The sequence below is a fragment of the Rhodococcus koreensis genome (assembly GCF_017068375.1).
GTDB classification, from domain to species: Bacteria; Actinomycetota; Actinomycetes; order Mycobacteriales; family Mycobacteriaceae; genus Rhodococcus_F; species Rhodococcus_F koreensis.
In genome coordinates this window covers 288,500-306,821 of record NZ_CP070611.1, presented here as the reverse complement: position 1 = coordinate 306,821, position 18,322 = coordinate 288,500, and the positions used below count along the sequence as shown (strand labels likewise).

Genomic DNA, 18,322 nt, shown 5'->3' with positions numbered 1-18,322 from the left:
AGAGACTTGGAGTGTTTGGTCATGCCGGAGATTGTGAAATTCGAAATGCCGCGAGTGGAGACGGTCGTGCAAGGGGTTGGCGCGGTCCGTGAAATCGGCACCGAACTCGACCGCCGCGACCTCAAGCGTGTATTTCTGGTGACAGGCCACTCGGTGGGGTCGAGTGAGGCCTTCGCAGCACTGGCGGCCGACCTCGGCGACCGAGTGGTCGGGACATACAACCAGGTCAAGGCCCACAATCCCGTGGACCTCATCGTCGACCTGATCACAGCGGCGAAGTCTGCGCAGGCAGAAGCATTCGTCGCTGTGGGCGGGGGGTCACCGGTCGACGCCGCGAAGCTGGCAGCGATCGGGCTCTGCGAAGGTTCGGAGTCGGTCGAGGACCTCGCCCGCAATTACCTGGTATTCGAGTACCCGAACACGATCCGTCAAAAGCCCCTCACCGGGAAACCCATCCCCGTCTTCGCGGTGCCCACGACGCTCTCCGCAGCGGAATGGGACGGTTTCGCCGGCTCCGTCGACCACACCCGCGACACCAAGGACCTGACCGTCTACCTCGAAGCGACGCCGCAGGTCGTTTTCCTCGATCCCGAGTTCTGCGCTCACACCCCTCGCGACCTCTGGGCCACCACCGGAGTGCGTGCGCTCGACCACGCGGTCGAGACCGCCTACGCCAAGAACGCCCACCCCTTCACCACGGCGTTGGCGAATGGGGCCCTGACGATGCTGGCCGAGAACCTGCCCCGGTCGGCGAAGGATCCGCATGATTACGAGGCCGCGCTGAAGTGTCTCGAGGCCGCGTGGATGTCGATCATCGGAGTCCACAACGTGTCATTGGGTCTGTCCCACGCGATCGGTCATCAGCTCGGGGCCGTGGGCATCCCGCACGGGGTGACCTCGTGCATCATGCTTCCCCACGTCATGCGCTTCCTCGAGCCGGTGACGTCCGCCGAACAGGCACGCATGGCTCAGTCGCTGGCGCAGGTTCAAGGCGACGGAGAAGACCTTCCGGCGGCCGACAGGCTCGAACGGATCCTCGACGAACTCGGGGTCCCTCGCCGGGTCTCCGATTTCGGGGTGGGGCGCGACAAGATGGACGGAGTGGCGCGGGCCACCCTGGGCGACATCGTGGTGCGTGAGTCGCCCCGGCCGGTGGACGAGACGGTGGTGTACGAGCTGCTCGAAACCGTGTGGTGAGTGCGGATGCGCCCGTATAGCGCGGCTGCCAGCCGATAACGAAGGAGGAGGCCCCGGGCGATCCGCCCGGGGCCTCCTCCTTCGTCACCGCAGGGAGCCGGCCCTCATGCTCTCAGAGGTCCCGCTCGAGCACTCCCTCCAGCAACGAGTCGCTGAACAGGTCCGCGATCTCCTCTGGAGTCCGATCACCGTCTGGACGGATCCACGAGTACGAGTAGTTGTAGAGACCGAGAATACCCTTTGTGACCAGGGGGTCCAGGACCCGGAACTCACCTGCCCTGGCACCGCCCTCCAAGACCTCGACCACCATGCTCTCGTATCGTTCGCGGGCCTCCTGGATCACGACACGTCGCTGCCCAGTCAGGGCCTTGAACTCTTGGAACGACACCGTCCACTCCACCACGTTGTCGGCGATGTTGCGCAACGCCACACGCATCAGTTCCCGAAACCGCTCCTGGTAGGTGCTGTCCATCGCCAGGACCCGGCCCGACTGCGTCAGCAGGTCCGCCATGCGCGTGTGGCAGATCTCGAACAACACTGCTTCCTTGTTCCCGATGTGGTGATAGAGCGCGCCCTTGCCAAGCTGGGTTTCCTTCGAGATCTCCTCGACACCGGTGCCGTGGTAGCCGTTCTCAGCGAAGAGTTTGGCCGCCGCATCCATGATGCGCTGCCTGGATTCCACGCCGATGCGGGTAGTTCGACGCGTCGAACTACCCAGCTTGACATCAGACATTTGATGGTCCCTTCGCTTGTTCATCAGGCCGCAGGCCTACACCCTTCGCCAGAAGTTCAGAGCACTCTGGTCGATTAGTCCACTACATCGACCGCGAGAACCACCTTTCCGGTAGCGGTACGGTCCTCCATCGCGGTGAGCGCCTTCGCCGCGGCGGCTAACGGGTACACGTTTCCCACGACAGGTCTGATGAACCCCTCCCGTGCCAGCCGGGTGAGCTCAGCGGCGGATTCCGCCGCGATGGACTCGTCCTGCTCGATGAAGCCGCCCCAGTACACGCCCACGACATCGATATTCTTCAGCAACAGGCGATTGACCGCGATCTCGGGGATGCCTCCGGCAGCGAATCCGATCACCAGGTGGCGGCCTTCCCGACGCAGGAGCCGGATCGAGTCGGCGAAGAAGTCGCCTCCTACCGGGTCCACCGTCACGTCCACGCCTCCTGGAGCAACCGCCCGGACAGCCTCAGCCCAACCGTCACCCGCCACCACGACGGCGTCGGCCCCCGCGGACTCAGCAACCCCGACGTTGGCATCAGAATCGACAACAGCGGTCACCATCGCTCCCAGGCCTTTCGCGACCTGGATGGCCGCGGTGCCCACACCTCCGGCCGCTCCGTGCACGAGCACGTGCTCCCCCGCCTTCACACGCCCCCGCCGAACCAGCGCGAAGTGCACGGTTTGGAAGTTCATCGCGAACGCCGCACCCTGATGGAACGACAACTCGTCCGGCAGCGGAAATGTCACTGAGGGCTTGGCCACCACGACCTCGGCATATCCCCCACGAGGGATGTACGCGGCGCAGCGGTCACCAGCCTTGACCGACGCACCGTCCGGGGCGGAACGCACGAGACCTGCGACCTCAACTCCCGGCACGAACGGCAGTTCCGGCCGCACCTGGTATTTGCCGCGCGTCATCAAAGCGTCGACGAAGCTCACACCTACAGCCTTCACGTCGATGACAATCTCGTCGACCGCCGCGACAGGCTCGTCGAGATCGACGAACTCCACCGCACCGGGACCATCCAGCGTCGAGATCTGTACTGCTTTCACGTTGGTTTCCTCACGTTCGACTCCCTGTACCGATCGTACAGTTATTGATCTTCCTGGCATCTGAATCTTGACGAGTAAGATCGCCAGCCTTAGTGTACCGATCATTCAGTTAAGATAGAAGGGTGGCGGACGTGAAAGAACAGTTAGACGAAGTCGTCGGGCTTCCGAGGGCACCTGTGGACCGATGGCTCCGATCCGCCGTCGGGGACAGATTCGATCTCGCCGGCTGGTACGCAGAACCCATCTCCGGAGGCCTGTCGAACCTGACATACCGACTGCGGTTCCAGGACCAATCGGTCATCCTGCGACGACCACCCCTGGGCGGCGTCCTACCCAGCGCCCACGACATGCACCGCGAATGGACACTGCTCGTCGCCCTACATCCCACGCGCGTGCCGGTTCCCGAACCCCTCGCCCTGTGCTCCGACAACTCCGTCCTCGGCGGAACCTTTTATGTAATGTCCGACGTCGCCGGCGCAGTGCTTCGAACCCACGAGGACACCGGAGCACTGGCGATGCCCCAACGGCAATGGCTTTCCACAGCCCTTGTGAACGCGCTTTCGGACCTCCACGCCCTGGTTCCGGACGACGTCGGTCTCGGCGACTTCGGCCGCCCCAACGGATTCAACGAGCGTCAGGTGCGGCGCTGGAGACAGCAGTGGCAGCAATCGAGTCGGCAGGAGCTGCCCGACATGGATGCACTCTTCACCAAGCTCGGCGAACAGATACCTGCGACGAGTGACGTCGCCATCGTTCATGGCGATTACCGCCTCGACAACATGATCCTCGACCTCGGCCCACGTGACCCCCACATCAACGCGATCGTGGATTGGGAGCTGTCGACGCTCGGCGACCCACTCGCCGATCTTGGACTGGCATTGACCTATTGGCACGATCTCGATGACCAGGAGCGCGCGCTCATCCCGGTCGCTCTCGGAGTCACTGCACACCCCGGGTTCATGTCGGCCGCTGACATCGCCGAGCACTACTCCACGGTCAGTGGCCGCAATCTCGACAACCTGAACTTCTACGTCGCGATGGGCGCGATGAAGCTCGCGGTGATCCTCGCGGGAGTCGACGCCCGATTCACCGACGGGCACATGGCCCAGCGCAGCTCGCTGGGTCTGGACGAAGCCGTCCGCGTCCTTGTAGCCCGCGGGCTACGCCAACTCGCCACCTGACACCCGGGGGAACCATGAGTACACGCACAATCCAGCAGGCACTCGCCCGCCACCGCAGCGATACCCCGACCCAAGGCACGCGACCCCACTACCCGGCGGCATGCCTCGTTCACCCCCTTGGGTCCGCTGACAGGGGCGTCCCCCTGTGATCACCGAGGATCGCATCATCCGCGTGGTCCCCGCGGACACCCCCGGCCTCGTTCGAGCGGTCGAGCACGTGATCGACGACCGGTGGCTCCGCGCCTACGCCGCGTCGGTCGGCGACACCCGGCCCGAGTTCTTCGACCTCGAGCACAGCGGCGGAATCATCGGCCATCCAGTCTTTCCCGTGTGCATCGAATGGCCGCTCGTCGAACACGGCGCGCCGGGAATAGAACTGACCGTCAACACTCTGAGACTGGGCCTGCACGTGTCCCATCAGATGCGGTTGCATGCTCCCCTGCGGCCGGCGCAACGGGTCCGAACCGAGGCCGAACTGTACCTGGCAGAGGCACGCACCGACGCAACCCTCATCGCCACCAGGTTCCGGACCTACTCGTCGGATGGCGAGTTACTCGTCACAACGCTCCTCCACATGCTCTACCGAGGCGTACGCCTCGAAGGCTCCAAGACACCCGACCACCCGCATGAAGTCACCCCACGATCCGACACCGACCTCGCCCCCATCGCGAAGTTCACGGTCGACGCAACCAACGCGGTCATCTACACCGAGTGCGCGAGGATTTGGAATCCCATCCACACCGATATCCGCGTGGCGCACGCTGCGGGACTTCCCGACACCGTCCTGCACGGTACCGAGACGCTCGCGCGGGCGGTCTCAACCATTTCTCGTGCCGGCGCCCTCCCCGCAGGGGCGGTGGTCACCGGTATCGGCTGCCGGTTCACCGGACCGGTATTTCCCGGTGCCACGCTCACGGTCAGCACGGCGGATCTATCAGAGGACTCCGTTGCCTTCGACGTCCAGGACACCAACGGCACATCGGCGATCTCGGACGGCACCATCACCTTCGAACTTCCGTCCTGACGACCTGCAGAAGGCCCGCTCTACACAAAGCTTTCGTGCTTCGACGCGCTTCCACCCGCACACCGCTACAAAAGGAATTCGTCAATGTCGATCTTGGAACAATTCCGCTTCGACGACAAGGTAGTCGTCGTCACCGGGGCATCCTCAGGACTAGGTGTCGCGTTCGCGCGAGCGTTCGCCGAGGCAGGCGCCGATCTAGTCCTCGCCGCACGCCGCGCCGACAAACTGGCCACCACCGCAAACATGGTCGAAGAGACGGGACAGCGGGCGCACACGGTGGTCACCGACGTGACCTCACCGCAAGAGTGCACGGCCATGATCGACGCCGCGATCGACACCTTCGGCCGAGTGGACGTGCTGATCAACAATGCAGGTATAGGAACCGCAGTGCCAGCGCTGCGGGAAACACCCGAACAGTTCACCTCGGTGATGGAAATCAACCTCCACGGGACGTACTGGGCCGCGCAAGCAGCAGCATCCGTGATGGAGCCAGGTAGTGCCATCATCAACATCACGAGCATCCTGGGCCTGACAACGGCCTCCCTTCCACAGGCTGCCTACAGCTCCAGCAAAGCTGGCGTCATAGGCCTCACCCGCGACCTCGCGCAACAGTGGGGCACACGGAAAGGTATCCGTGTCAACGCAGTTGCCCCAGGATTCTTCGAGTCCGAGATGACCGCACAATACAAACCCGGGTACCTCGAAAGCCTGCAGCCGCGGATGCTCCTCGGGCGCATTGGCACTCCCGACGAACTCGCCGCGACCGTGGTGTGGTTGGCCTCTCCCGCTGCGGGCTACGTCACAGGACAGACAATCGCCGTCGACGGCGGTATGTCGATCGCCTGACCCAGCCAGCACGCCGATCCAGCCCGACCGATCTTTCCCGTTGCCCGTTCCCATCCGTCACCTGTTCTTCGGAACCGATGGCGTACCGATCAGATCCAATAAAAGGAGTCGCAACAATGCTCATTCCGGACAGTGTCTGTGTGATCACCGGAGGCGCTTCGGGCCTCGGCCTGGCCGCAGCGAAGTCACTTCTCCACGAAGGCGCAGCAGTGGTCATCGTCGACCTTCCCGCCTCACACGGCGAGTCGATAGCCGAACGGCTCGGTGACCGAGTCAGATTCGTAGCCGCAGACGTCACCGACGAACAAGCCATCTCCTCCGCCCTTGATGTGGCGGAGACCCTTGGCCCGGTACGCGTGGCGATCAACTGCGCCGGCATCACCAACGCGATCAAGACCGTCGGCAAGTCCGGGCCCTTTCCGCTCGCCGATTTCGCCAAAGTTGTGTCGGTGAACCTTGTCGGCACGTTCAACGTCCTCAGACTCGCCGCCGAGCGCATTGCCCAGACCGAACCCATCGACGGCGAACGCGGCGTCATCATCAACACCGCATCGGTTGCCGCTTTCGACGGTCAGATCGGTCAAGCCGCGTATTCCGCCTCCAAGGGCGGAGTCGCCGGCATGACCCTGCCCATCGCACGCGATCTAGCCTCGCTCATGATCCGCGTCGTGACCATCGCCCCGGGATTGTTCAAGACCCCACTCCTCGAGTCACTTCCGCTGGAGGCACAAAGATCGCTCGGAGCGCAGGTCCCCCACCCGTCGCGCCTGGGCGATCCCTCCGAATACGGATCCCTTGCGGCGCATATCGTCTCCAATCCGATGCTCAACGGTGAAACCATCCGACTCGACGGCGCAATCCGCATGTCACCACGCTGACAAAACCCGGAGCGTATGCCCAGCATACCTTCTCAGCGGGCACGGCATTCGGATGCCTACCCTTGAAGGCTGGCGTCGACAGTGTCATCACACCGCCGACTGCTTCGACTCACGAGACCGCGTCCCCGCCGTTCAACGGGCGGGGAACACCACACGGGTCGCAGCTCTTGCTCTGCAGAAGCAGTCGGCCAAGCCACCACAAGTGAAAGAAATACGACGATGAACGCACCATCGGTTATCACCAGCCGAACTCCCGAAGTGTCCGAGCATTTCAACCCCGGTTTGGAAGGCGTGGTCGCGTTCACCAGCGACATCGCCGAACCCGACAAGGACGGCGGCGCCCTGCGCTACCGCGGCGTCGACATCGAAGAACTCGTCTCCAAGCACGTCACCTTCGGCAACGTGTGGGCCCTGCTCGTCGACGGCCGCTTCGGCCCCGGACTGCCCCCGGCCGAACCGTTCCCGCTGCCCGTGCACACCGGCGACGTTCGCGTCGACGTCCAGGCCGGCCTCGCCATGCTCGCCCCCATCTGGGGATACCAGCCCCTCCTCGACATCGACGACGACACCGCCCGCGAACAACTCGCCCGCGCCTCCGTGATGGCCCTGTCCTACGTCGCCCAGTCCGCCCGCGGCATCTACCAGCCCGCCGTCCCGCAGAAACGCATCGACGAGGCGAAAACCGTCACCGAACGGTTCATGGTCCGCTGGAAAGGCGACCCCGACCCCGCCCACGTCGCCGCCATCGACGCCTACTGGGTCTCCGCCGCCGAACACGGCATGAACGCCTCCACCTTCACCGCCCGCGTCATCGCCTCCACCGGCGCCGACGTCGCCGCCTCCCTGTCCGGGGCGATCGGCGCGATGTCCGGCCCCCTGCACGGCGGCGCCCCCGCCCGCGTCCTGCCGATGATCGAGGACACCGAAAAGTCCGGCGACGCCCGCGCCCTGGTCAAGGGCATCCTCGACCGCAAGGAAAAGCTGATGGGCTTCGGGCACCGCGTCTACCGCGCCGAAGACCCCCGCGCCCGGGTGCTCCGTGCCACCGCGAAACGCCTGAACGCCCCCCGCTACGAGGCGGCCGCCGCCCTCGAGCAGGCCGCCCTCGCCGAACTGCGCGAACACCGCCCCGACCGGGCCATCGAAACCAACGTCGAATTCTGGGCCGCGGTCATCCTCGACTTCGCCGAGGTCCCCGCGCACATGATGCCCGCGATGTTCACCTGCGGCCGCACCGCCGGCTGGTGCGCCCACATCCTCGAGCAGAAGCGCCTCGGCAAGCTCGTCCGCCCCGCCGCCATCTACACCGGACCCGCACCCCGCACCCCCGAATCCGTCGAGGGCTGGGACCAGATCGCCCACACCAACTGACCATTCGACGTCCACGTGATGGATGAGACGAGGGATCGGAGTCAGTTCGGGCCAGATACTCGAACGTGACCCCTGGGAGCTGGGAGCAACAAGTCCGTGTCCCTGGAGGCCTCCCTCCAGGGACCTGCCGTCAGTGCAGGTCAAATCACTCGTTCTGCCGGACCACCCGTCGTCGGACGAATCGCCGTCACCCCGCGGGCCGTGTACCGGCGGCCCGTACGCTTGCCCCATGTCCGCTGATCCCGGCAGCATCCGCGCCGACGGCCACCAGGGGCTGCCGAACCTGGCCGCACAGGATGCAGCGGCGGATCCACACATCATCACGACGCCGGCGCGCACCGAAAGGGACATCGAGCTGCGCATTCACACGTCCATCGCACCGTTCGACGTCGCAGCCGAGGAGTGGTTCCCTGCGGTAGCCGGGTTCGCCGTCACGGTCGTCGTGCACACCGTCGACCCTGCGACGGGCCGGCCACGGCATTTGCCGCCCGCGGAGCCCGCCGAGTGGGCGCGGGCGAGCTTCTCGACCCTCGACGCCGCGCAGGGGTACTTCCTCGGCGCCGTCGACCCGGAGACCGGCAGCCACCGACGCGGGCAGCTCGCATATCGCCTCTACCTCGACACCGACCGTCAGGCGATTCCCGTGCCCCGGCAGGTGGTCACCTGCCCGCACTATCTGCTCTCTGCAATTGACGGCAGAGCTGAGATCACCATTCCCACAACTGCCTGACCCCGCCAGGATGCGCGACTTGATCTCCGGAGTGGTCGTGCACACGACGAAGAAGACCACCTCCCGTCTCCGCCGTTCCGCGGTGTCGCCTCGCCGAACTGCCCGGCTTCCGGCCGCGGTCGCGCAATACGTCGCGGCCGAGACCGCGAACTGGCTCGCTCGCGCACGAGCGTCGTAGATGTCACCGTCCCCCGTCGCAGCGGAGTTCAGTGTGCGTCGCGGATCGCGATGTGCCGCTCCGTCAACCGTGGCGAGTGGTGGCCGAGGTGGTCTGCCTCGCTCGAGCATGTCTTCGCCATGCCGAGGGCCGGCTCGATATTCCTGCCGCCGAGGCGCTGCTACGACTGCGGGCCGCCGCCTGCGCCGACCACCGCTCCGTCACCGACCTTTCCCCGGCATCGTGCGCAGGGTGGCCGAGGTCGGTGAGGGCGGCGCGGCGCACGCACCCTCTGGCCTGCACACCCGTCCCGTCCTCGCCTCCTTGCGCTGCGGACCCGAACTGTGGCGGGATCCACAGCAGCAACATTGTGCAAGATCTCTATCACTTCCCTGCCAGATTGGTTGTAGGGATCCTTCGGTCGGTGGATTTGCGTGGTGACCCAACCCACCTCGGGCGGAACCCGCCCAGTGATTACCTCTGCGTGTCAGTCAGCGCGTCGCGATCGTTGACCACCTCGGAGAAATTATGTTCGTCCATCCGGAGTTGACCGCCGGGAGGAGGCGAACGTGTCCGTTGGCACTCCCGGACCGCCTCGAGCACGTCCGCCGCGAACTCGGCGCCCGCCTATCTCAGGAAGATCGAGGGCTGGCATGAACAGCAACCCGCATAGAAACAGGTACGGGCATACGCCGAACTACCCATGCGCAACCTCGCAGAGCACCTCACACTTGTGACGTAGAAAACAGCCGAACCGCGGAAGCAGGCCGCCGAACACGTTTCCGAACAAACTTCACTCGCACACGCAGGCAGCACCCCGCGCAGACAGGAAACACGCGCCCCCTTTTGAGGGATCAGTGCTGCACCCCAAGAAACCGCTCCGCTCGTTGGGGCGGGGTCGGGGGATGCCCGCCCGTACGATGGCACCGTCGTACGGGCGGGCCACTCCGCGGCAATCTCATGAACAAGACTCGAGGTGCGCTGGCTCCTTTTGATTGGCTTTCCCGCTTGGCTTCGGAAGGACACGGTGGCAGTCTCGGACCGAGCGTCGGCCAGTATCACCGCTACCCCGACCGCGTAGAGGTGCGAAAACGGCGAGTGGGACTGTCCGAACATCCGTGGATCCAGTTCTGGCGCATGAATCTAGATCACAGTTGGGGTGATTGGGCCTTCCGATGTGACAGCAAACGCGCTGAGGACCGGCTTCCACCTCGTCACCCATCGTGCTCTTCCCTGACCCGTGGGGTCCAGCGCCCGGGTGGCGAGGCAGAAAACACTTGAGAGCGGGCTGCTCGGGTGGCCCCTCGCTCGCATCGACCAAGGCAAGATCAACCCTATCGCGACCGTCGTCTGTCACGTTGTCATAGTTCCCAAAGTTTAGCGGTCACGTCCGGTAAACGAGGCTAGTCGTGCGCCTGCTCCACGACCCAGGCTGCGACCTGTGTCCGGGAGGTGAAACCTAGTTTGGCCAGGATGTGCTCGACGTGGCCTTGTGCGGTGCGGGGTGAGATCACCAGGCGGTCGGCGATGGCCTGATTGGTCAGGCCTTCGGCGATCAGGTCTGCGACTTGGCGTTCTCTGTTGGTCAGTCGCGTCGACGCGTCGGTGTGGAGCGTGGAGGCGGCGGACTGTTGTTCGTGGAGGGCGTAGGCGATGGCCGCGTCGAAGCCGAGCTGTTCGCCTTTGCGGTGAGCCGCTCCGAATGGCTTGTCTCCAAGCTTGTGACGGACCGTCTGTTCATAGTTCTCGTGGTAGACAAGCAGATTGGAATGAAGGACAACGGCACTGCCCACCGACCGTGCCAACCCGTCCGCGGCTCCCAGCAGAACCGCAGCCCGCGATGGATCGTGCCGGTCGCACGCGATCCAGGCCAGCACCTCGAGGCATGAGATGGCGACACGCGGGCCATGCACTTTTCTGGTCAACTCCAGCGATTGCTCGAAGAGCTGGATCGCATGATCTACATTATTTTGCTGCCAGACGGCAATACCCATGGCCCACAATGAGTACGACCGGTACATCTTCTCGCCGTGCACTTCAGTAATCGCGAGCACACGCGCGTGGCACGAGATTGCCTGATCCGTCGACCCATGCTGCCCATAGGCCACACCCAACGAGAACAGGACACTGGTTTCGAGTGTGCGATCCTTCCGCTTGCTGAACTCCGCAAGTGCGGTTTCCATGCGAGAGCACGCGCGCGTGAAATCACCACTGTAGAGGGCCAGCATGCCGTCAGCGCAGTCAGCGAAGGCGCTTATCATGAGGTCGCTGGTCTGCCCCGCCAGCATTCGCGCCGCCGCCACGAGTTCGGCACCGGTCTGGAGGTCACCCTGAACGTTCGCCATTACGCTGTCGACGTAGAGCGCCTTGACCCACTCGAGAGTGGGTGGGCCGCTCTGACGGGCGAGCAGTTGGTCGAGCCAGCGCCGCCCCTCGTTGTAGAGGCCCTGGGAGGTCCAGAACGAGAACAGTGCGGCGGCGGTGCGCAGGCCGGCGGCGGGGTTATCGTCGACGCTGAATTCGAGGGCCTCCCGCAGGTTCGGTTGTTCCCGCGTCAGGCGGGCGATCCAGTCGAGTTGGCGGGCGCTGATCCACTCGGCTTCCGATTCGAGCGCCAATGCCTCAGACCAGTCCCGGTGCCTGCGGCGCACGGGTAGGGATTCACCGGTCTGCTCGAGTTTCTCGTAACCGTATTCGCGGAGGGTCTCGAGCATCCGGAACAGCACCACCGACCCGGATTCCTCCCGGATCAGGATCGACTTCTCCACCAGGGAGGTCAGCGTGTCGAGCAACTCGTCCGGTTCGAGGTCGGCGCCGCACACCTGCTCTGCCGCATCGAGTTCGAAACTTCCCGCGAAGACCGCCACCCGACCCCACACCAGTTGTTCACCGGCGGTGCACAACTCGAAGCTCCAGTCGATACACAGTCGCAGCGTCTGTTGCCGTGTCGGCGCACTCCGGCTGCCGCGGGTCAGCAGGGTATAGCGGTCGGTCAGCCGCCCCAGGATCTGCTGGGGCGACATCGCCCGCAACCGGGCCGCAGCCAATTCGATCGGTAGCGGCAACCCGTCGAGCCGGTGGCAGATGCCCGCCACCGTTGCCCCGTTGTCCTCGGTGAGTACGAACCCGGGAACGGTGGAAGCGGCGCGTTCGACGAAGAGGGTCACTGCATCGTATTTCGGCAACGCCCGCAACGAGGGCTGCCGCTCGGGATCCGGGACGGACAGCGGGGGAACCCGCACCACTGCCTCCCCCCCAATGCCCAGGGGTTCACGGCTGGTGGCCAGTATCCGGAGTCCCGGACACATCCGCAGCAGGTTGTCGGCGAGTTCCGCGGCGGCGTCCACCACGTGTTCGCAGTTGTCGAGCATCAGCAACAGTGTCTGTGCCGCCAACTGTTCCAGGAGGACCTCCCGCAGCGGCCTCACCGAGTGGTCCCGTACCCCCACGGCCGCAGCCACCGCATCGACCAGCGATGACTCGTCACGCAGCTCACCCAACTCGGCCAGGCGCACACCGTCGGCGTAGTCGCGTTGGACACTTGCCGCCACCCGCATCGCCAGCCGCGTCTTGCCCACACCCCCGATCCCCGTCAACGTCACCAGCCGCGACCCTGCGAGCATGTTCCTCGCCTCGGTGAGCTCATGTCGACGGCCGACGAAACTGGTCAGCTCCAGGGGAAGATTCCCCATCGCACCCGGAGTGGAGGCACCTGTGCGCCGCGGTTGCCCCTCTGGCTGCCTTGGCCGCTGGTCGTTGCCCTGTGTGTCGGGTTCGGCTCGTAGGGGCATCTCGTCGACCGGAAAGCCATGATCGAGTTGAAGCCGTCGCAGTTCCTCTCCGAAGTCGGCGGCGGACGGCGGACGCTGATCGGGCTCGCGGGACATCGCCCGGGCGATAACAGCGGACACATCCTCGGGGATCCCGTACTCACGCAAATCGGGCACTTCTTGCGTGGTGATTCGCAGGAACTGGGCGACGACCTGCTCACCGCTGTGACGCTCGAATGCGGCATGCCCGGTCAGGGCACTGAACAGGGTGGCGCCGAGGCCGTAGACATCGGCAACCGGACTTGGCGGGTCACCCTCGAGCACCTCCGGAGCGGTGTAGGCCGGCGACCCGGTGACGGCGCCGGTAGCCGTCTCGAAGCCGCCGGCGATGTGCGCGATGCCGAAGTCGGCCAACTCCGGCGCGCCGTAGTCGGTGAGCAGGATGTTCGCGGGTTTGACGTCGCGATGGAGGATGCCGAGCCGGTGCGCCGTCTCCACCGCGCCGGCGATCTTCACCCCCAGCCGGAGTGCCTCACCCAACGGCAGGGGACCGCCGCGACGGATGAGTGCGTCGAGGGAATCCTGCGGGTGATACGGCATCACGATGTAGGGAAGGCCGCTGTCGGTGGCCCCGACCTGCAAAATGTTGAGAATGTTCGGGTGCCCGGTCAGCCGCCCCATCGCCCGCTGCTCCCGAAAGAATCGAGCCCGGTTCTCCTCGTCGAGTTCCACAGTGAGCACCTTCACCGCCACCGTGCGCTCCAGCTCCTCCTGCGTGCAGCGGTAGACCACACCAAAACCACCCCGGCCGATCTCCTCGGCATTGCCAAAGCCGGTTCCTGCCAACTCCGCGGCTGGGGAGGGCGGGTACCGCTGAGTATCGAGCGGATCACCTTCACTCATCGGACGGTCTACTCACTCCGTCGGCTCATGTGCCTACGCACTGGTCCCGGCGGCACGACCAGCACCCGTTCCCTCCGTGGACTCACCTCTGGAGAGCGCCCCTCAAGGATATCGCCCGATTGGTGGCGCCGACCGCATTAGCGCGCCACCTCGCCGACCGGCAACCACTGCCACTCATCCAGCGAGTGCGCCCGCACCCGCTGGACCGGAGTGCGTCCACAAGTTTCCGGTTCGTCGTCGACGAACGCCGACCACCACCACCCCACTGCAACCCCAGACCGGTCACCGCCTCCACCAAATCCGGCCTAAAACATCCGGTCACGCCCTAGTTGTAATTCCTGGGACGTTGTGAACGGGGACGCGGTCGATGGGTGACTGATCCCGGTGTGCGGTCGGTGATGATTGTAATGATGCAACCAAGCATGGTAGGTCGCCGAGCGGGCCGCGTCGGTGACGTAAGTGTCCGCGTAGGCCCATTCTGCGGCGAGGGCCCGGTTGAAGCGTTCGACCTTGCCGTTGGTCTGCGGTCGGTACGGCCTGGTTCGTTTGTGAGTGACCTCTGGCCCGAGTGCATCTGCGAACACCTTTGAGCGGTAACAGGAGCCGTTGCCCATCAACACCCGCGTCGCAGTGATGTGGTGGGCGGCGAAGAAGTCTCTCGCTCGGATCCAGAAGCCGGGGGCGGTCTCCTTCTTCTCGTCGCCGAGGATCTCCGAGTACGCGAGCCGGGAATGATCGTCGACGGCGTGGTGCAGGTACGAGAAGCCGACTCCGGAGCCGGTTGCGGCGCCCGGCGGCGCGGCCCAGTTTGCGGTGTCCACCGCCGTCGGGGATCCGACCGAGTTTCTTGATGTCGACGTGGACGAGGCCACCGGGCTTGTCGTGCTCGTACCGGATTGCCGCTCAAGCGCTGTAATTGCGGCCAGCCCATAGATGTGCTCGGCAGAGGTGATGCCTTGCTGTAGTCGGGCCATCTGGAGCCTCGCAGCGCCTCGGAGCCGGTGGTTGTACTCCCTCATGTCGATTGAGAAGGCGGCTGCAACGTTTTCCGGAGCGGGCCCTCCAAGCGGATCCCAGAGAAGCGCAAAGTCGAGAAGGTCATTGTCGTTACGGCTGTTCCACACTTCTTCCTGCCTGAGTTCGCTTACTCTGATTTCTTTCGCAAGTTCTTGGGACCTGTCGGAACGTCAGCCGCCTTGGCCGGCCAGGTAACAGATCGCCGAGGGGCCTCCGGAATGGGTGAGGAACCGCTCGTTCGTCGGCGGTGCGGGTATGCGCTTGCTAAACTGCGTATCTCGTCTGGGACACAGTTCGATTCAGGGATGACCTGCCACAATCTCTCGATGAACCGGCGCGTTGTCATTCCGAAGTGCACAAGGAGTTCCTCGTCGGGAGGGCCACCGTACGGTGCCCACATGCTGGCGAACTCGATGAGACGCTCTGCCTCGACGTCAGGATGTTTGCGTTTGCGGTTGACTTCGATCCAAGCAGCGCGGCGCCTCTGACGCCACTGGCGATACTCACGAGAGTTCATGGGATTCACGTCTAATCGGGACGGAGGAATACCTCGGATTATGGATGTCCTCGCCGCATCGAGGGATATACGGGAGTGCCAGTCGTTCTCGCCCTGACCGTCAAATTACTTATCCCGCACCGCACTAGCCACATGGCCGCAGCCATCTCGGAATCACGCCCATATAGCCGCTGAGACGTCTCCGTGCCGCCTCCCCACTAGAGGGCCGCGGAAAACGCAACAACCGCCGCGCGCCCTAACACGGCGGAACTTCAAGCCCAGGAAACCGATTCCGTCGAATCGAGCCTGGGGAGCCGGTCGAACCAAGGGTTCTCGCCCGGGTGGCCGATGTTGACCACCAGGGTCGAATGCCACTGTCCCTCGGGGAAGAACTCCTTGTCGATCCCGTCGGCGTCGAATCCTCCCATCGGTCCGGCCGCCAGACCCAGCGCCCGCACGGCGAGGATGAAGTAGCCGGCCTGGAGGGCGGCGTTGAAGTCCCCGGTCTGCTTGCGTATCTGTTCGTTCCCCTCGAACACGTCGCGGAGTTCGGGACGAAACGGAAACAGTGCCGGGATGTGGTCGTGGAAACGTGGGTCGACCGCGAGGACGGCGACGGCAGGCGCCGATGCGGTCTTCGCCTTGTTTCCCTCTTCCATGTGCTCGACCAGACGAGCGCGGCCCTCACCGGTGCGCACGAACAGCACCCGGAGCGGCTGCGTATTGGCCCCCGTCGGCGCCCAGCGCGCGAGTTCCCAGATCTGCGCGAGTTCCTCGTCGCTCACCGGTGTCGGAGCGAAACTGTTGGCGGTGCGCGCCTCCGTGTAGAGCAGCGCGCGTGCCGCCTCGTCGAGTCCTCTTCCTGACGAAGTTGCGTGACTCATTGACTTCCTTTCTGCTTGTTACTTCTAAACGACCAGTTACAGGGCTGAAGCTAGCGCCATTGATAGGGGTGTAGGGGCGGCTGACGATGGCGAAGTGACGCACGAACCCCTTGCCTGCGATGCGGCACTCGCGCGCGCCTTCACGTTTCTCGGCAAGCGCTGGAGCGGTGTCATCCTGGGCGTGCTGATGGAGGGACCGTCCACGTTCTCCGGGCTACGGCGCGGAGTGGGCGGTATCAGCGATTCGGTGCTGTCCGACCGGCTCGCCGAACTAGCCTCGGCCGGACTCGTGCTGCGCTCGGTGGATACCCGCCGGTCTCGCTCGCGTACGAACTCACGCCGGCCGGGCGGGCGCTCCTGCCGTCCCTGAACGCCGTGACGGCGCCGGCGCGCGAAACCTGTCGGCATAGCCCGAAGAATCCGCCACGATGGGGAGGGTGTTTGTGCGCGGGGGTCTGTTGGGTCGTGAGTACGCGACGCACCCTTCGCCGAGACGGCCGGATACGACCGACACAACGGACTATTGTGATGTCCCGTCTTTAGGGCGCAGTCACGGGACGAAGGCCAAGACGGTCCTCGCCGATCGATAAGGTCCAACGCTGAACCGACCTCTCCTTGATGATGCCGCGCGCATGGAAAGGGTCGTTGTCGGCGAGCTCCTCCACGCGTTTGACGGACTCAACGTCGACGATGAGTAGTCCGCTGGGCGGACCCGGCTCGCCCAAGCCGCCAGCCAAGACAAGCTCACCCGCATCGGCGAGCTGGCGGAGGTACGCACGGTGCTCGGGGCGGTGCTCGGTGATGAGGGTGACGTCGTCGATGTAGCGGTAGGTGAGAGCGAAAAGTGGCATGTTCGATGCTCCTTCGGCATTACATGTTGGTAGGTCGGTCGGTGGGTAGGATGCCCGTCCTCCCCTAGGCGGGACGACGGGCCTCGGAGATGCGGCCTTCTCAGCGTCGGTACCGAGGGTGACTGCGAGCCCGGTGCAGTCACGCCCGTCGGCGTCCGCTGCCGACGCTTCAGCGAATAGCTTCCCCGCAGCAGCAGCGTGCCCAGTCGTAGTTCGAACTTCGCCGCCGTAGCGGTAGACAAGCGCACATCCTTGGTCGGGATCAGGCCGAAGAGCAGCTCACTCGCCGGGTCCGTCGCGGCGGCGAGCCCGACCGCTCCTTCCGCTGCTTGCTCACGTCAGGTATCCGGCTGCATTGCCGGACCGCCGGAGTGCTCCCATCTCGGCACCAGTGAGCACTGCGGTTTGGCCGTCAGCTGCTGCGCTTCACATCCGCCGACCGGCTGTTACGCCGCCGTCGACTGGGATCAACGCTCCAGTGACGAACGACGATTCGTCGGACAGCAGCCAGCGGGCCGCCTGGCCGATTTCCTCAGGCTCGGCCAGGCGGCCGAGCAGGTGCAGAGCTCGTACCCCTTCCTGGAACTCGGGTGCGTCCAACGAGCCGAAGACCGACTCCACCATGGGGGTGCGCACGATCCCCGGAAGAAGTGCGTTGACCCTGATCCCGTCGGGCCCGCCCTCGACCGCGGCAGCACGGGTCAGACCGCACACGGCATGCTTCGAGGCGATGTACTCCGCCGCGTTGGGCATCGCGATGACCCCCAGGCCCGACGACGTGTTCACAATCGAGCCGCCATCGGTCATGGCCAGCATCTGGTGCTTCAGGCAGTGGAATACCCCCAGCACGTTGATTCGCATCACCTTGGAAAACTCCTCTGACGTGAGGTTCACGAGGAGCTTTTCGTGCTGGGGCACCCCGGCATTGTTGAACGCGCCGTCCAGCCGGGCGAAACGTTCGACGGCATGGTCGACGAGCGCGCGGGCCTGGTCCTCCTCTGCGAGGTCTGCCGCGAAGAACGACGCCTTGGCGCCGCGAGCGGAGAGCTCTTCGGCGAGCTCGGCGCCGCCGGAGTCAATGACGTCACTCGCGACGACGTGGGCACCTGCGTCGGCCAGGAGTCGGGCCGTCGCACCGCCGATGCCACCGAGGGCGCCGGTGACGATCAGAACCTTCGACTCAATGCTGCTCATAATCTTTCTCCTCTGTTCTGGTACTGCTGCGACTGCGC

14 protein-coding genes and 3 pseudogenes are annotated in these 18,322 nt (G+C 64.8%); 9 read left to right on the top strand and 8 right to left on the bottom strand.

The window, feature by feature from the left end; translation table 11 throughout:
• Window positions 1–66 precede the first annotated feature (66 nt).
• Entirely contained in the window at window positions 67–1,197 is a 1,131-nt protein-coding gene (locus JWS14_RS48000; protein WP_241031917.1) for an iron-containing alcohol dehydrogenase, read from the top strand.
• A 112-nt stretch (window positions 1,198–1,309) separates the two neighbouring features.
• Here the strand turns inward: JWS14_RS48000 and JWS14_RS47995 are convergent, their stop codons facing one another.
• Both JWS14_RS47995 and JWS14_RS47990 read right to left on the bottom strand, forming a co-directional pair.
• Window positions 1,310–1,930 carry a TetR/AcrR family transcriptional regulator gene (locus tag JWS14_RS47995; protein ID WP_011599260.1) on the bottom strand — a complete coding sequence of 207 codons (621 nt, stop codon included), beginning with the start codon at window positions 1,928–1,930 and terminating at the stop codon, window positions 1,310–1,312.
• A 74-nt stretch (window positions 1,931–2,004) separates the two neighbouring features.
• Entirely contained in the window at window positions 2,005–2,982 is a 978-nt protein-coding gene (locus JWS14_RS47990; protein WP_206017176.1) for an NADPH:quinone oxidoreductase family protein, read from the bottom strand.
• A 131-nt stretch (window positions 2,983–3,113) separates the two neighbouring features.
• On the opposite strand from JWS14_RS47990, the gene JWS14_RS47985 reads away from it, so the two are divergent.
• The 7 genes from JWS14_RS47985 to JWS14_RS47955 all read left to right on the top strand — a co-directional run bounded on the left by JWS14_RS47985 (window position 3,114) and on the right by JWS14_RS47955 (window position 9,190).
• On the top strand, window positions 3,114–4,163 hold the full coding sequence (locus JWS14_RS47985; RefSeq protein ID WP_206017175.1) for a phosphotransferase family protein: 1,050 nt from the start codon (window positions 3,114–3,116) through the stop codon (window positions 4,161–4,163).
• 145 nt (window positions 4,164–4,308) lie between these two features.
• Window positions 4,309–5,187: a MaoC/PaaZ C-terminal domain-containing protein gene (locus tag JWS14_RS47980; protein ID WP_206017174.1), complete on the top strand. Its 879-nt coding sequence runs from the start codon at window positions 4,309–4,311 to the stop codon at window positions 5,185–5,187.
• Window positions 5,188–5,271: 84 nt separating this feature from the next.
• Window positions 5,272–6,033 carry an SDR family NAD(P)-dependent oxidoreductase gene (locus JWS14_RS47975; RefSeq protein ID WP_206017173.1) on the top strand — a complete coding sequence of 254 codons (762 nt, stop codon included), beginning with the start codon at window positions 5,272–5,274 and terminating at the stop codon, window positions 6,031–6,033.
• 116 nt (window positions 6,034–6,149) lie between these two features.
• Window positions 6,150–6,911, top strand: coding sequence for a 3-hydroxyacyl-CoA dehydrogenase (locus JWS14_RS47970; protein WP_206017172.1), 762 nt, complete (start codon window positions 6,150–6,152; stop codon window positions 6,909–6,911).
• Window positions 6,912–7,130: 219 nt separating this feature from the next.
• Window positions 7,131–8,282 carry a citrate synthase 2 gene (locus JWS14_RS47965; protein WP_206017171.1) on the top strand — a complete coding sequence of 384 codons (1,152 nt, stop codon included), beginning with the start codon at window positions 7,131–7,133 and terminating at the stop codon, window positions 8,280–8,282.
• 229 nt (window positions 8,283–8,511) lie between these two features.
• Window positions 8,512–9,012 carry an N-formylglutamate amidohydrolase gene (locus tag JWS14_RS47960; RefSeq protein ID WP_206017170.1) on the top strand — a complete coding sequence of 167 codons (501 nt, stop codon included), beginning with the start codon at window positions 8,512–8,514 and terminating at the stop codon, window positions 9,010–9,012.
• A gap of 10 nt (window positions 9,013–9,022) precedes the next feature.
• Window positions 9,023–9,190, top strand: a complete 168-nt coding sequence (locus tag JWS14_RS47955) for a hypothetical protein (protein ID WP_158461371.1) — start codon at window positions 9,023–9,025, stop codon at window positions 9,188–9,190.
• A 1,122-nt stretch (window positions 9,191–10,312) separates the two neighbouring features.
• Here the strand turns inward: JWS14_RS47955 and JWS14_RS52145 are convergent.
• The 4 genes and pseudogenes from JWS14_RS52145 to JWS14_RS47940 all read right to left on the bottom strand — a co-directional run.
• Window positions 10,313–10,486: pseudogene (locus JWS14_RS52145) on the bottom strand (IS256 family transposase); the annotation flags it as partial.
• Window positions 10,487–10,572: 86 nt separating this feature from the next.
• Window positions 10,573–13,842 carry a protein kinase domain-containing protein gene (locus JWS14_RS47950; RefSeq protein ID WP_206017169.1) on the bottom strand — a complete coding sequence of 1,090 codons (3,270 nt, stop codon included), beginning with the start codon at window positions 13,840–13,842 and terminating at the stop codon, window positions 10,573–10,575.
• A gap of 318 nt (window positions 13,843–14,160) precedes the next feature.
• Window positions 14,161–14,736, bottom strand: a pseudogene (locus tag JWS14_RS47945) (integrase core domain-containing protein); the annotation flags it as partial.
• A gap of 891 nt (window positions 14,737–15,627) precedes the next feature.
• Complete coding sequence (locus tag JWS14_RS47940) at window positions 15,628–16,239, bottom strand: malonic semialdehyde reductase (RefSeq protein WP_206017168.1); 612 nt, start codon at window positions 16,237–16,239, stop codon at window positions 15,628–15,630.
• Window positions 16,240–16,297: 58 nt separating this feature from the next.
• Here JWS14_RS47940 and JWS14_RS47935 point away from each other — a divergent pair.
• Window positions 16,298–16,635, top strand: a pseudogene (locus tag JWS14_RS47935) (winged helix-turn-helix transcriptional regulator); the annotation flags it as partial.
• 143 nt (window positions 16,636–16,778) lie between these two features.
• Here JWS14_RS47935 and JWS14_RS47930 read toward each other — a convergent pair.
• Window positions 16,779–17,090: a YciI family protein gene (locus JWS14_RS47930; RefSeq protein ID WP_206017167.1), complete on the bottom strand. Its 312-nt coding sequence runs from the start codon at window positions 17,088–17,090 to the stop codon at window positions 16,779–16,781.
• A gap of 426 nt (window positions 17,091–17,516) precedes the next feature.
• Entirely contained in the window at window positions 17,517–18,284 is a 768-nt protein-coding gene (locus tag JWS14_RS47925; protein WP_206017166.1) for an SDR family NAD(P)-dependent oxidoreductase, read from the bottom strand.
• Window positions 18,285–18,322: the final 38 nt, after the last annotated feature.

Bases quoted from the DNA above. Each gene is read 5' to 3' on its own strand.
- JWS14_RS47995 (WP_011599260.1), bottom strand. From the start codon at position 1,930: ATGTCTGATGTCAAGCTGGGTAGTTCGACGCGTCGAACTACCCGCATC.
- JWS14_RS47975 (WP_206017173.1), top strand. From the start codon at position 5,272: ATGTCGATCTTGGAACAATTCCGCTTCGACGACAAGGTAGTCGTCGTC.
- JWS14_RS47970 (WP_206017172.1), top strand. From the start codon at position 6,150: ATGCTCATTCCGGACAGTGTCTGTGTGATCACCGGAGGCGCTTCGGGC.
- JWS14_RS47965 (WP_206017171.1), top strand. From the start codon at position 7,131: ATGAACGCACCATCGGTTATCACCAGCCGAACTCCCGAAGTGTCCGAG.
- JWS14_RS47960 (WP_206017170.1), top strand. From the start codon at position 8,512: ATGTCCGCTGATCCCGGCAGCATCCGCGCCGACGGCCACCAGGGGCTG.
- JWS14_RS47955 (WP_158461371.1), top strand. From the start codon at position 9,023: ATGCGCGACTTGATCTCCGGAGTGGTCGTGCACACGACGAAGAAGACC.
- JWS14_RS47950 (WP_206017169.1), bottom strand. From the start codon at position 13,842: ATGAGTGAAGGTGATCCGCTCGATACTCAGCGGTACCCGCCCTCCCCA.
- JWS14_RS47940 (WP_206017168.1), bottom strand. From the start codon at position 16,239: ATGAGTCACGCAACTTCGTCAGGAAGAGGACTCGACGAGGCGGCACGC.
- JWS14_RS47930 (WP_206017167.1), bottom strand. From the start codon at position 17,090: ATGCCACTTTTCGCTCTCACCTACCGCTACATCGACGACGTCACCCTC.
- JWS14_RS47925 (WP_206017166.1), bottom strand. From the start codon at position 18,284: ATGAGCAGCATTGAGTCGAAGGTTCTGATCGTCACCGGCGCCCTCGGT.